The sequence below is a fragment of the Maribacter antarcticus DSM 21422 genome (assembly GCF_000621125.1).
GTDB lineage: Bacteria > Bacteroidota > Bacteroidia > Flavobacteriales > Flavobacteriaceae > Maribacter > Maribacter antarcticus.
In genome coordinates this window covers 672,014-685,905 of record NZ_KK211214.1, presented here as the reverse complement: position 1 = coordinate 685,905, position 13,892 = coordinate 672,014, and the positions used below count along the sequence as shown (strand labels likewise).

At 37.8% G+C, this 13,892-nt stretch carries 14 protein-coding genes; 6 read left to right on the top strand and 8 right to left on the bottom strand.

Annotation, left to right across the window (positions count from 1 at the left end):
• Nucleotides 1–123: 123 nt before the first annotated feature.
• Complete coding sequence (locus Q360_RS0119510; RefSeq protein ID WP_027078588.1) at nt 124–990, bottom strand: hydroxymethylglutaryl-CoA lyase; 867 nt, start codon at nt 988–990, stop codon at nt 124–126.
• A 32-nt stretch (nt 991–1,022) separates the two neighbouring features.
• Nucleotides 1,023–1,649 (bottom strand): LysE family translocator, encoded by a 627-nt coding sequence (locus Q360_RS0119505; protein WP_027078587.1) that lies wholly within the window; start codon nt 1,647–1,649, stop codon nt 1,023–1,025.
• An 87-nt stretch (nt 1,650–1,736) separates the two neighbouring features.
• Here Q360_RS0119505 and Q360_RS0119500 point away from each other — a divergent pair, with 87 nt between their 5' ends.
• Nucleotides 1,737–2,153 carry a Dabb family protein gene (locus Q360_RS0119500; RefSeq protein ID WP_027078586.1) on the top strand — a complete coding sequence of 139 codons (417 nt, stop codon included), beginning with the start codon at nt 1,737–1,739 and terminating at the stop codon, nt 2,151–2,153.
• Between the two features lie 84 nt (nt 2,154–2,237).
• On the opposite strand, the gene Q360_RS0119495 is transcribed toward Q360_RS0119500, so the two are convergent.
• Nucleotides 2,238–3,272 carry a quinone-dependent dihydroorotate dehydrogenase gene (locus tag Q360_RS0119495; RefSeq protein WP_027078585.1) on the bottom strand — a complete coding sequence of 345 codons (1,035 nt, stop codon included), beginning with the start codon at nt 3,270–3,272 and terminating at the stop codon, nt 2,238–2,240.
• Between the two features lie 93 nt (nt 3,273–3,365).
• Nucleotides 3,366–3,809, bottom strand: a complete 444-nt coding sequence (locus Q360_RS0119490; RefSeq protein WP_027078584.1) for a hypothetical protein — start codon at nt 3,807–3,809, stop codon at nt 3,366–3,368.
• Between the two features lie 69 nt (nt 3,810–3,878).
• On the opposite strand from Q360_RS0119490, the gene pepT reads away from it, so the two are divergent.
• Nucleotides 3,879–5,102 (top strand): peptidase T, encoded by a 1,224-nt coding sequence (pepT, locus tag Q360_RS0119485; RefSeq protein WP_027078583.1) that lies wholly within the window; start codon nt 3,879–3,881, stop codon nt 5,100–5,102.
• Nucleotides 5,080–5,316, top strand: coding sequence for a hypothetical protein (locus tag Q360_RS0119480; RefSeq protein ID WP_027078582.1), 237 nt, complete (start codon nt 5,080–5,082; stop codon nt 5,314–5,316). Before pepT ends, Q360_RS0119480 begins: the two co-directional genes overlap by 23 nt.
• Before the next feature lie 236 nt (nt 5,317–5,552).
• Here the strand turns inward: Q360_RS0119480 and Q360_RS0119470 are convergent, their stop codons facing one another.
• The 4 genes from Q360_RS0119470 to nusB all read right to left on the bottom strand — a co-directional run bounded on the left by Q360_RS0119470 (nt 5,553) and on the right by nusB (nt 8,775).
• Entirely contained in the window at nt 5,553–6,902 is a 1,350-nt protein-coding gene (locus tag Q360_RS0119470) for a Gfo/Idh/MocA family protein (protein ID WP_027078581.1), read from the bottom strand.
• Nucleotides 6,903–6,995: 93 nt separating this feature from the next.
• Nucleotides 6,996–7,289: a preprotein translocase subunit YajC gene (gene yajC / locus Q360_RS0119465; RefSeq protein ID WP_027078580.1), complete on the bottom strand. Its 294-nt coding sequence runs from the start codon at nt 7,287–7,289 to the stop codon at nt 6,996–6,998.
• A gap of 19 nt (nt 7,290–7,308) precedes the next feature.
• Nucleotides 7,309–7,779: a DUF1573 domain-containing protein gene (locus Q360_RS0119460; protein ID WP_027078579.1), complete on the bottom strand. Its 471-nt coding sequence runs from the start codon at nt 7,777–7,779 to the stop codon at nt 7,309–7,311.
• 48 nt (nt 7,780–7,827) lie between these two features.
• Nucleotides 7,828–8,775 (bottom strand): transcription antitermination factor NusB, encoded by a 948-nt coding sequence (gene nusB / locus Q360_RS0119455; RefSeq protein ID WP_027078578.1) that lies wholly within the window; start codon nt 8,773–8,775, stop codon nt 7,828–7,830.
• Between the two features lie 168 nt (nt 8,776–8,943).
• On the opposite strand from nusB, the gene Q360_RS0119450 reads away from it, so the two are divergent.
• From Q360_RS0119450 to Q360_RS0119440, 3 genes are all read left to right on the top strand, one after another.
• On the top strand, nt 8,944–10,695 hold the full coding sequence (locus Q360_RS0119450) for an ABC transporter ATP-binding protein (protein WP_027078577.1): 1,752 nt from the start codon (nt 8,944–8,946) through the stop codon (nt 10,693–10,695).
• Nucleotides 10,696–10,764: 69 nt separating this feature from the next.
• Complete coding sequence (locus Q360_RS0119445) at nt 10,765–11,142, top strand: PUR family DNA/RNA-binding protein (RefSeq protein WP_027078576.1); 378 nt, start codon at nt 10,765–10,767, stop codon at nt 11,140–11,142.
• 87 nt (nt 11,143–11,229) lie between these two features.
• On the top strand, nt 11,230–13,749 hold the full coding sequence (locus tag Q360_RS0119440; RefSeq protein WP_027078575.1) for a M14 family metallopeptidase: 2,520 nt from the start codon (nt 11,230–11,232) through the stop codon (nt 13,747–13,749).
• Nucleotides 13,750–13,892 lie beyond the last annotated feature (143 nt).

Genomic DNA, 13,892 nt, shown 5'->3' with positions numbered 1-13,892 from the left:
AAAGACCTGCCTGCGACATCTAGTACCAGAGGATAAGACTATTTCCTGGCTAAAAATAATAGCTTAGGTCATCCATTTTAGTGTACTACGTCTGACGTTAAAACGTCCTAGTTCATTTGTGCGTTAATGATACTTCCCAAACAATTCAGAAGCCTTATTATAGGCTGCCTCAAAAACCAACCAGTTGACTCCTGAATCAGTTTTGTTCTCTGTAAAGTAGGAGAGCATTTTTTCCGTAGGCATATTACCCGTTAGTTCGTCTTTTGCCATGGGGCAGCCCCCAAATCCTTGCACAGCACCGTCGAATCTTCTGCACCCTGCTTTATAAGCCGCATCCACTTTTTCGTGCCATTTGGTAGGCGTAGTATGCAAATGCGCCCCGAACTCTATCTGAGGATAATTGGGAATAAGATTGGAAAAAAGATAATCAATCGTAGCCGAATCAGAAGTACCCACCGTATCAGAAAGGGAAAGGATTTTGGCGCCTATACCAGCTAATTTTTCTGTCCACTCTCCTACTATGTCTACGTTCCACGGATCTCCGTACGGGTTGCCGAATCCCATGGAAATGTAGGTCACCACTTCTTTATTTGCAGCATCCGCAATATTAAAAATTTCTTGAAGGGAGGCCACAGACTCTGTAATAGTTTTGTGCGTATTTCGCATTTGAAAGTTCTCTGATATAGAAAAAGGGAAGCCTAGATAATCAATTTCAGGATGTTTTACTGCATCCGAAGCACCTCTAACATTCGCCACTATAGCCAGTAATTTACTACTACTTTTAGATAAATCTAGCTGTGCCAATACCTCTGCCGTATCTATCATTTGAGGAATTGCCTTAGGCGAAACGAAGCTTCCAAAATCAATGGTATCAAAACCACAGCCCAATAAAGCTTGGATATACCGAACTTTCTCCTTAGTAGGAATAAAAGGTTTTATGCCTTGCATGGCATCCCGTGGACATTCAATTATTTTTACTTTTTCAGGCATACAAAGTAGAGGTTACTTCCGTGAAATTACCATTATTTATCAGATAAAAACAGAAACACTGCTATGCCTACAAACACAATAATTTGCAACCATTTCAGAATAATACCTACGTTTTCATTTTTCAAAATCCTATCCGATATAACCCCTGAAAGTATGGCAATAGCTCCAAATATTAGGGAAGATACTACGATAAAGAGCAATCCCAAGACATAGAATTGAAGGACAGTGCTCATCGTTTCACTAAATAAAAAACCAGGGAAAAAAGCCAAAAAGAAAATTGTCACTTTTGGATTTAATACGTTCATCATAAACCCCTGCCTAAAAAGCTGCCCTATACTTTTCTTTGGCGTCCCATCATTTGAAAGGCTGATAGTGGCATCGCTCCGAAAAACTTGGACCGCTAAATAAAGAAGATAAATAGCTCCAAAGAGCTTTATAATGAAAAAAAACGAATCATTTTCTTTGATGACCGCAGACACGCCAAACGCCAATAATGTAGCATGGACTAAACACCCCGTCATGAGCCCAGCTATAGTTGCAAAACCATATCGTTTCCCATGAGCTATACTTTGTATGAGTACAAAAATATTATCCGGACCCGGTGAAAGTGCTAAAGCAGCCGTAGCCAGTGAGAAAGTTAAAAGAATATCGTAATTCAACTGTTTATAATTATAGTGGAAAAGTACAAATTATAGAGGGATACAACTATTTTTAATACCTTTCCTAAAATCATTTTAAATACAGATATGAAAAAGATAGTATTTTCCGTTCTTTTAGGACTTTTGGTAGTCGTAAGTTTATCGCTTAGCTCTTGTGGCGGCGAAACCCCTAAAAAAGAAATAGTAATGGAAAACGATAGTGTATTACGGCATGTAGTACTATTTAAATTCAAGGACAGCACTGCTAAAGAAGACATAAAAGAAGTAGAGGCGGCTTTTAGTGCCCTACCTAGTAAAATCCCACAAATAACAGGATATGAGTGGGGTACTAATAATAGTCCCGAGGGCATTAACAAGGGCCTTACCCACTGCTTTTTCCTGACATTTAAAAGTGAAGAGGATAGGGCTATTTACTTACCTCATCCAGCCCATAAAGCATTTGGAGATGTTTTAGGTCCGCATTTGGATGATGTGTTGGTACTGGATTATTGGACAAAAGGATAGTGTTCTCAGCCGGTTATAATGAACGGTTAATAACCGTTCATTTCTTATATAATTTAAAATTGAGAAGGTCTAGTTGCTCGGTACCTACGTATTTAAAATTGCCTTGTTAATTTTCTTCACCAAACCAGGTCCTTCATAAACAAAACCAGTCCAAAGTTGAATTAAATCTGCACCAGCTTCTAATTTTTCTAATGCGTCCTCAGCAGAATGTATTCCGCCTACACCAATGATAGGAAAAGATTTATTGCTTTTTTCTGCTAAAAACCGAATAACTTCCGTGCTTCTATCTTTTAATGGTTGCCCACTGAGTCCGCCAGCTTCTTCCAACAAAATAGCATGGGATTTTAGGTTCTTACGTTCTATAGTGGTGTTGGTTGCTATAATACCATCAATTTTGGTAGTAGCAATAATTTCAATGATATCAAGCAATTGGTCATCGGTGAGGTCCGGTGCAATTTTCAATAAAATAGGTTTTCGTTTTATGTTTCTTTTTTGGGAATATTTATTGTTCTCCAGTTGCAATTCATTAAGCAAGGCCGTTAAGGGTTCTTTATCCTGCAACTCACGTAATCCTGGAGTATTGGGCGAACTAACGTTTACAACAAAATAATCTACATGGTCAAAAAGTGCGTCAAAACAAATTAAATAATCTTTCACCGCTTCCTTGTTTGGCGTCACCTTATTTTTTCCAATATTTCCTCCAATAAGTACTTTATGCTTCTTTTTTAAGTGCTCTACGGCATCAAAAACACCTAGATTATTAAACCCCATTCGATTCACAATAGCATTATCTGCTTTTAACCTGTATAATCGTTTTTTAGGATTACCAGCTTGTGGTTTTGGCGTAAGGGTTCCTATTTCCACAAAACCAAATCCAAAATCGGAAAGTTCATTATATAGTAAGGCATTCTTATCAAAACCTGCCGCTAGTCCCACAGGATTTTTGAACTTTAGTCCAAACACCTCTTTTTCCAAACGTTTATCTTCCAGAACAAATAAAAATCGAAAAAGACTAGAGAACCCTAATTTCGAGAAAAACTGTATGGAGGAAAAAGAAATATGGTGCACCCATTCAGGGTCAAACAGAAAAAGTATAGGACGAAAGATAAACTTATACATGGGTGTTATTAAATTTAGGACAAAAATACAAACTGTAAAGGATACTATTTAATTCCCATCTGGTAATTTATCATGGAAAGATGATTGTTTTTTCTAATGTAGACTATCCTTATACACCAAAGGCACAACTAATAAGGGTGACCTTGATGCCTCTCTACATAAATTTCTATATAAGGTATATTGCTTTTCATTAAAAAGTGCCAACAGCCTTTTATCTATCATAGTTTGAACCAAGGCCATACTATCCATAATAATGTTATAATCCGTTGCTAATTTAGATAGTTCCAAGACGTTACTTTGAGGGTTTCTCTTTTGTATGTTCTCCAATTTATTATCTAAAATACCTTGCCTATACTTTACCTCTTCGCTATAACTTGTCAATCTATCTATCTGTGAAGCATTTAACTGAAAAACGCTAACTAGCGCAGAGTCCACCGTAACGCCTACACCCAAGATACAATCTGCTTGTGCGAAGCATTTAGAACTCAAAATAGAAAAAAGAACCGTCACGAAAAAAGCAGTCGAATATCTACGCATAAAACAGGTAACGTTATAACGTGGCGAAATTACGATTTTTAAGGCTATTTTTGATTAAAACATGATTTCATGCAACATATAATCGATAGATTCCTAAGCTATGTGACCATTGACACGCAAAGCGACCCAACATCCAACACAACCCCTAGCACGTTAAAACAGTGGGATTTAGCAAATAAATTAGTTGATGAGCTAAAACAAATAGGCATGAAAGAGGTAAGTATTGACGAGAACGCATACATTATGGCAACCCTGCCTAGTAACGTAGCGCATGCTGTGCCCACTATCGGTTTTATTTCTCATTTTGATACGACTCCGGACTTTTCAGGTACTAATGTAAACCCACAAATCATAGCTAATTATGATGGTAATGACATTATATTAAATGCCAAGGAAAACATTGTGCTTTCTCCTGCTTATTTTGAGGACTTATTGCAATATAAAGGGCAAACTATAATTACCACCGATGGCACTACCCTTTTAGGAGCGGATGACAAAGCCGGCATTACGGAAATAATTACAGCCATGGAATACCTGATACAGCATCCTGAAATTAAACACGGAAAAATAAGAATAGGTTTTACTCCCGATGAAGAAATTGGTCGTGGTGCTCATAAATTTGATGTGACAAGTTTTGGAGCGGAATGGGCCTATACTATGGACGGTAGTCAGATTGGAGAATTGGAGTACGAGAATTTTAACGCCGCAAGTGCCAAGATTACGATTGTTGGCAAAAGTGTGCATCCAGGATATGCTAAAGGAAAACTAGTGAATTCCCTAGGTATCGGAAATGCATTCATTTCTATGCTCCCTAAAAACGAAACTCCAGAAACCACGACTGACCGAGAAGGTTTTTTTCATGTTCACCGGATGGATGGCCGTATTGAAGAAACCATCTTGGAACTGATTGTACGAGATCACAACACCGAAAAATTTGAACAGCGAAAGTCCCTTTTGATTAAAATTACCGATACCCTGAAAGCAAAACATGGAGATTGCATCCAATTAGAACTCAATGACCAATACTACAATATGAAAGAAAAAATTACTCCTGTAATGCATATTGTAGAAATAGCAAAAGAAGCTATGGAGCAGCTAGGGATAGTGCCGAACATAAAACCTATTAGAGGTGGAACGGACGGTTCCCAACTGAGTTTTATGGGGCTACCATGTCCAAATATATTTGCAGGCGGACATAATTTTCATGGAAAATATGAATACCTACCAGTAGAAAGTATGCAAAAAGCAACCGAGGTTATCGTTAAAATTTGTGAGCTTACAGCAACTAAATAGTCTTGGAAAAGAAAAAACAGAAGTACTCAAAAATATTTTCGAGGATTGTAGAAATAACAGGAAAGTCGCACAAGAACATAGCCTTGACTCCTATCAAATTAGCAAAGCTAAAATCGAATTTATTGTAAAAGTGAATCCTAACATCCAAATGGACGAAACCTTCTCTTTTGATTCGGTGAAAGAAGCACAGCATTTTGCAAAGAAGCTTACTTAAATCTTTACCCATCATACTGCAAGGCAATGCAAACCTTATATACATATGGGTGAATCAGATTCTAATCTAAACAAGGTTTTTTATAGCTTTACTCCCTGTAAAAAAAAGAAATATGCAGATTGTATAACCTCAGCAAAACAGGGGAAAACAAATACGACTACAAAAAACTACTCGCTGACGCTAAAGAACAAAGGTTTAAACGATACATATCGCTGATAACAAAGGAGTTTTTAGCACTATAGCATAGGAAGTTTCCAGTCGTTATGATAATTGGCCTTTATTAATTCATTAGCGGCTTCGCTCTTAAACAGCCCCGTAGCTTCGTCCCAGTAAATCCTATCACCTGTTTTAAAGGCTACGTTCCCCATATGTGAAACTAGGGCTGCATCGTATCCTACTTTTATAGGAGCGTTTAACGTAGAAGCATCCCTGCTCTTTACCGAATTTATAAAATTGGCAGTGTGCAGGTCCAAACCACTTTGGGTACCTTTATCAAAAGAAACAGCTTCCGTTTTTGGTATGCCTTCCTTGTCCCACCCTTGAAATTCTTTTTCGGGTATAACTTCCCAACCTTGCCTATCCAAGACCAAGGTGCCGTTATTTCCTATAAAGGCTATACCGTGATTACGTCCATAATTACCACCGTCTATTCCTGTGGCATGTTCCCAGAGTATAGAAAAACCATCATATTCATACACGGTTTGTAAAGTATCAGGTGTTTCAGAAGCATCATCTGGATAGGCAAATTTCCCACCCAAGGCCATTACAGATTTAGGAGTGCCCGCTTTCATACCATAAAGCGCATAATCTATAAGGTGCACACCCCAGTCGGTCATTAAACCGCCAGCATAGTCCCAAAACCATCTGAAATTAAAATGAAATCTATTGACGTTAAAGTCGCGTTTTGGGGCAGGGCCAAGCCACATATCATAATCTACACCTTTTGGCACTCCACTATCAGCCACTATAGGTACAGGTTTCATCCATCCTTGGTATGCCCAAGCCTTTGCTAATCTTATTTCCCCTAATTGACCGGAATGTACGAAATTAATAGCATCAACAAAGTGAGGCTGGCTTCTTTGCCATTGACCTATTTGCACCATACGGTCACTAGATTGCACATAGTTTAGCATAATATTCGCCTCTTGGATAGAATTCGCAATAGGTTTCTCACAATACACATCTTTGCCGGCTTGGAGCGCATCTGTCAATTGAAGGCAATGCCAATGATCAGGAGTACCAATAACCACCACATCAATATCCTTATTTTCTAGAAGACGACGATAGTCCTTATACCATTTCGGTTTTTTGATACCTGCCTTTTCTAAATCTATAGTTCTGGCCTGTAATACATTCTCATCTACGTCGCATAATGCAATGACATTAGTGTCGCCCATCTTTAGTATGGAAACAAGGTCTGAGAACCCCATACCCTTGCATCCGATAAGACCTATATTTATGGTGTCGTTAGGGCCTACTTTTCTCCTTATTGCTGCCAAAAGTTCCATCGGAAGTAAAAATGATGCTCCTGTTACGGCTAGTCCTGCCGTTCCCTTTCTTAAAAACCCCCTTCTATCCAAAGCCATACTCAATTGTTTTATGTCCTCAAGATACAAGTTTCTACCAATAAAAAAGCACCAATATCGCTATTGGTGCTTTTAATTGTATGGTACTATGCATTATTTCTTCTCCAGCGCTGGAACTGATAATTTCTTACTCATCTCCATAGAAATAGCAGACCTATCAAACTTTAATTTTCCCGCCATGGTCTCTAAAACACATGAAAGGTCTTTATCGTTTATATCTACCACTTTTCCGTGCAGTCCACTTTTCGTGATGACACGATCACCACGTTTTAATTCTGCCGAAAACTTCTTCTCGTCTTTTTGTCGCTTCATTTGTGGTCGTATCATAAAAAAATACGCTACCACAAAAATCAATATCATCGGAAGAAACTGTCCTATATCGCCCATTATTGGTGTTTATTTTAAATTATTTTACCGGTCCTAATGGAGCAGCACCTTTAGGATTTACAAAGGCTTTTATTCTCAAAATCTCAGAACCTTTCTCCGTATTGGCAGTAACCGTAATGGTTTTTGTAATTTGATTTTGACCAGCTCCATTGAACTTTACCAATAATTCGCTAGACTCTCCTGGAGCGATTGCTCCTTTTGGTGGGTTAGGTACAGTACAACCACAGCTGCTTTTAGCATCCGTAATTATTAAAGGGGCATTCCCTGTGTTCGTAAATTTAAAGGCAGTTTCTTGGGCAGCTCCTTGCTCAATAGCACCAAAATCGTGTTCAGCCTTATCAAAGGACATTACTGGAACAGCTTTGGCAGCCTCATCTCTAACTGCGGCCTGAACCACGTTATCCGTTTTAATTTTTTCAGAAGCATTTTCCTTACAGGAAGTAAATGCCAATAACGATACCATACTTATGGCTAAAACTATTTTTCTCATGATTTAAACTATTTGTTATTATATTAAACGTAAAATTATAAAATTATTTCATAACAAACCCCTACCCATTTTGTTAAGCTTTCCTTCTGCTCTATATTCCTTAGTTAATTTATCTAAAATACCATTAATAAAAATACTACTCTTGGGCGTGGAATACTCTTTTGCGATTTCTAGATACTCGTTTATGGTAACGCGTTCAGGAATAGATGAAAAGTGGAGCAACTCACAAATGGCCATCTTTAACAAAATACTATCAATATCTGCAATACGGTCTTTGTCCCAATTAGGGGTCTTGCCCTCTATCTCTTTCCCTAAGTCAGCATTCTTCAACAAGGTTTTGCTTAGTAGGTCGTTTGCAAAAACCATATCTTCCTGATCCTTTAATAGCTTTGGAAGGAAAAAGGATTCGTTATGTTCCTCCGTTACTTTCTTAAACTGTTTTAAAATAAAAGTATTAACAATAGGGATATCATCTATCCAAGTCAGCTTATCGTCCTCAAAATATTCATAAATCTTTTCGTTGGGTGCTATTATTTCCTTAAATAAACCCATGACCAACTGCTTATCTTTAGCGAAACTAGTCTGTGGTTGCTTCATATAATCGTCATAAATAGTACTCTCGATTATCTCCTTATAAATTAGCTTTACATACTCTTCGTTTAAATACCAATTATCCAATTTTCTATTGGACAACGCTTCTTTTAAAAGTTGATTGTTTTTCAATTGCAGCAAAAGGCCATTGTTAACAAACCTCGCTTTGTCCACATGGCCGTTTTCAGCGTCGGCAATGTATTTTTTTGAAGATAGGGTATGTTGCTCGGATGCTTTTTGCTGTATTTCTAAGAACAGACTTAACCATACAAGATATAAGGTGTAGGTATTCTCTATACTTACTTTTAAAAACTTTTCCTGTTTTTGCAAGGAATCATCCTTGGATTGAATCAGCGCGTAGATGCATTGCATTACCTTTACCCTGATATGCCTTCTTGTAAGCATTTGAAAGAACTTTTTAAGATTTAAACTCGAAGCGGCAAAAGTACGCATCTATTTAAAGTACCGCAAAAGCAATCGTATTTATTCTTAGCTATTTTATAACAATAAAATCTAGGTCAAAAACCTATCTTTGGTAAATATAAGATTTACAATCTCCATTTAATTTTCCCGATGAAGGAACTGAAGCACCTCAACAAATACTTCAAAAAATACTGGCTTAAACTGTTAATCGGGATTGTGATTACCATTTTCGCAAGGCTTTTCCAATTGATTTTGCCATCTTATGTAAATAAGACAATTACTGTAGTAGAGTCATACATTAATGCTGATATCGTAAAGGAAACTGCAAGAGAACAGTTGACACTATTTATATTAATTATTGTAGGTGCAGCATTACTCTCGGGGTTTTTCACTTTTCTAATGCGGCAGACCGTCATTAATATTTCCCGCTATATAGAATACGACCTTAAAAATGAGATTTTTGAGCACTATCAAATCTTAAGCCTTAACTTTTACAAAAAGAATAGAACTGGGGATTTAATGAATCGAATAAGCGAGGATGTAAATCAGGTACGTTTATATGCAGGACCAGCCATAATGTATGGCATACAGACCTTAACACTTTTTGCCTGTCTTATACCCTTAATGTTTATTAAAGCACCTACCCTAGCAGCTTATACTTTATTGCCGCTACCTATTTTATCCGTACTTATTTACAATATCAGTAAAATCATACATAAACGGAGTACCGTAGTCCAAGAATACCTTTCCACGTTGTCTACATTCACGCAGGAAATATTCTCTGGGGTTTCGGTAATTAAAGCCTATGCACTAGAATCTCAAACCAACAGAGAATTAACTCAATTAGCTATCGAAGGCAAAGATAAGAGCATGAGCTTGGCCAAAGTGAATGCTTGGTTTTTTCCGTTAATGGTCTTGCTTATCGGTATTAGTAACATATTAGTTATCTATATCGGTGGCATGCAATACATCAACGGGGAAATAGGTATTGGTCTTATTGCTGAGTTTATCCTTTATGTAAACATGCTGACCTGGCCCGTAGCTATTGTAGGTTGGCTAACGTCTATTGTTCAGCGAGCAGAGGCAAGTCAAAAAAGAATTAATGAATTCCTGAACGAAAAGCCAGAACTAGAAAACAGCGTGTCCCAATCACATAAAATCCAAGGAAAAATAGAATTTAAAAATGTTAATTTCACGTATGAAGATACCGAAATAGATGCATTAAAAAATCTCTCTTTTACAATAAACCGAGGAGAAACTGTGGCCATACTCGGAAAGACTGGCTCTGGAAAATCCACGATACTAGATTTGGTTACCCGATTATACGATGTAACATCGGGAGAAATTTTTATTGATGATGAACCTATTAAGAACATAAACCTAAACGACTTAAGAAAATCGATAGGAGCCGTACCCCAAGATGCTTTTCTATTTTCGGACACCATCAAGAACAACATTAAATTTGGCAAGTACGATGCGTCGGACGAGGAAATCATCTCCATAGCTAAAGAAGCTGTTGTACATGATAACATCATTGGATTCTCAAAACAATATGAAACCGTGCTTGGAGAAAGAGGCATCACATTAAGCGGAGGACAAAAACAACGAGTATCCATAGCAAGGGCATTAATGAAGAATCCTGACATATATTTGTTTGACGATTGCCTATCTGCTGTAGATACGGAGACAGAAGAAGAAATACTTTCCAATCTAAAAAAGGCATCGAACAATAAGACTACCTTGATTGTAAGTCATAGGGTCTCTTCCGCAAAAAATGCGGATAAAATTCTAATATTGGAAAACGGAAAATTAGTACAGCAAGGCACTCACGAGGAACTAAACACCACAGAAGGCTATTATAAGTCCCTTTACCAGAACCAACTTTCAGAAAAAGAAAACTAGAAAATTGTTGCCTGATAGCTTTTTTTTTTTCATTTTTGGTAGTACAGAACACTTTACAACCATAGAGAAATGAGCGATAAAGATTTAATGGACCAAGAGGAAATTCATTCCAAAGTTTTAAGGGCAGGAAGAAGAACCTATTTTTTTGATGTAAGAAGCACGAAGGCCGGCGATTATTATTTGACGATTACCGAGAGTAAAAAATTCACCCATGACGATGGCTCTTTCCATTACAAAAAACATAAAATATATCTCTACAAAGAAGATTTCGATGCTTTTAAGGAGAATGTTGAAGAGATGATGGACTTTATAATTAAAGAAAAAGGTGCCGAGGTCATATCGGAAAGACATCAAAAAGATTTCAAAAAAGAAGAGGACGAAACAGTGACCGATGTTGAGGAAACACCCCGCGGTAATTTTACAGATGTTAGTTTCGACGATATTTAACATCATTTGTATTAAATATATTGATAACGGCCCTTATAATTGAGGGTCGTTTTTTATTTTTATACCCAAGCTAAATAAATCGATACTATGAAAAAACTACTACTATCCGTTTTACTCTTTGTTTCCTTTATATCCTATGCACAGGAAAAATTAGATTTAAGTTATTACCTGCCTCAGGATATTTCCTATGATGCATCCATTCCAACGCCCAAAGATATTATTGGGCACGAAGTTGGAGAATGGCACGTAACGCATGATAAACTTATGTTCTACATGCAGGCTTTGGCCAAGTCTAGCGACCGGATGCATATAGAAAACCGTGGTGAAACCTTTGAGGGCAGACCCATTCTCTTGCTTACGGTTACCACTCCAAAAAACCTTCAGAATATAGAACAAATAAGAACTGATCATGTTGCGCTTACCGAAAGCGGAACAGCTACAAATACTGCTTCGATGCCAGTAGTGGTATACCAAGGTTTTTCTATACATGGCAACGAACCAAGTGGATCTAATGCATCGCTAGCCTATGCGTATTATTTAGCGGCAGCACAAGGGCCTAAAATTGAGGCAATGCTCGATAACATGGTGATCTTATTGGACCCATCCTTCAATCCAGATGGACTGCAACGCTTTGCGTATTGGGCCAATACCAACAAAAGTATCAACCTAGTGGCTGACAACAACGAGCGGGAATACAATGAAGTATGGCCAGGCGGAAGAACAAACCATTATTGGTTTGATATGAATCGTGATTGGCTACCCGTACAACTGCCTGAAAGCAGAGCGCGTATCGAAAGCTTTCACAAGTGGATGCCTAATATTTTAACGGACCATCATGAAATGGGAACAAATTCTACTTTTTTCTTTCAACCAGGAGAAGCCATGAGAACCCATCCGCTTACACCGGACATGAACCAAGAACTTACCCGTGAAATAGGCACGTATCACGCCAAAGCTTTGGATAAAATAGGCTCCTTATACTATTCCGAAGAAGGGTATGACGATTATTACTACGGCAAAGGATCTACCTTCCCAGATGTGAACGGTAGTATAGGTATTCTATTTGAGCAAGGAAGTTCCAGAGGACATATACAAGAGAGCGAAAATGGACTATTAACGTTCCCCTTTACGATTCGCAATCAGTTTACTACGGCACTTTCTACTATTGAAGCCGCAAATAACATGCGGGAAAAAATCTTAAACTATCAGCAAAAATATTTTCAAGATATTAAGGCGGAAGCTTCTAGAAGTAAAGTTAAAGGTATCGTTTTCGGTGATAGTAAGGACGGCGCAAAAGCTTGGCACTTAGCTGAAATCTTACAGCGTCATAAAATAAAGTTTCATGAATTGGCAAACGATGCTACTATTAGCGGAAAGTCCTATACCACAGGAAAGAGCTACGTAGTTCCGATGAACCAGAAAAATCCTAGGTTGATTAAGGGAATGTTCGAAAAACGCACAACTTTTAAGGATAGCCTTTTCTACGACGTATCTGCTTGGACCTTTCCTTTGGCATTTAATGTAGATTATGCGGAGCTTTCCTCGTTAGCTAACGCAGGTCCAGAAATAACAGAATTACCTCCAATGTCGGGTTCTGTAAGCGCCAAAAGTAACTACGCTTACCTTTTTGAATGGAACGAATACTACACGCCAAAAGCACTTAATGCGATTACACAAAAAGGATTGCGAGCCAAAGTGGGAAAGTCTCCCTTTACTCTTGAAGGTAAAACCTATGACTACGGAACTATAATGATACCTGTACAGAATCAAGATTTGAACGCAACAGAGTTACACGATTTTATGCAAAAAGTAGCTTCCGAAAGTAACTTAACGGTAACTAGCGTAGGCACAGGCCTTACAAAAGGTATTGATTTAGGAAGCAATGACTTTGATCCAATTAAAAAACAGAAAGTGGCAATTATCGTTGGAGACGGAATCCGTTCCTACGATGCAGGAGAGATCTGGCATTTGTTCGATACGCGTTACAGTATGGAACTTACAAAGATAGATTTAAGCTATTTAAGTTCAGTAGACCTTAGTAAGTATACGGACATTATCTTGCCCAGTGCCTACGGCAACGCCATCAACAAAGGAAATACAGAGAAATTAAAAGAATGGGTAAAAGACGGAGGCACCTTAATCGGGTACCGTAACATGGCTGAATGGTTCAATAAAAACGAATTTATGAAGCTAGAATTCAAGAAAGATACTTTAGTGGGAAAGAATATCAACTTTGAGCAGAAGAACGATTTTAGGGGAGCACAAGTTACAGGAGGTGCTATTTTTGAAGCAACAGTAGACCGTACCCATCCTATCAACTTTGGTTACAAAAATAATAAGATATCCCTATTCCGTAACACTAATGTATATATAAAGCCAAATAAAAACAGCTATAACAATCCTATCACATATAGCAATAACCCTTTGTTGAGTGGTTATATTTCTGAAGAAAACTTGGAGATGCTTAAAAATTCGGTTCCTTTTCAAACCCAAAGTTTAGGCAGAGGAAAGGTCATTGCGTTTACGGATAACACCAACTTCCGTGCCTTCTGGTACGGCACCAATAAATTATTGATGAACGCTATCTTCTTTGGGGAGATGATGTGATACGTATTATAATTTTCTCTTTGAAGCAGAGACAACTTACGTAATATCCCGTACTTGATTTATAGGTTTCTTTCTGCTTAGTGCATGTGTTACAACACAATCACTAAGCAGAAAGAAATCTTAACTAGTATTCACAGGAAACC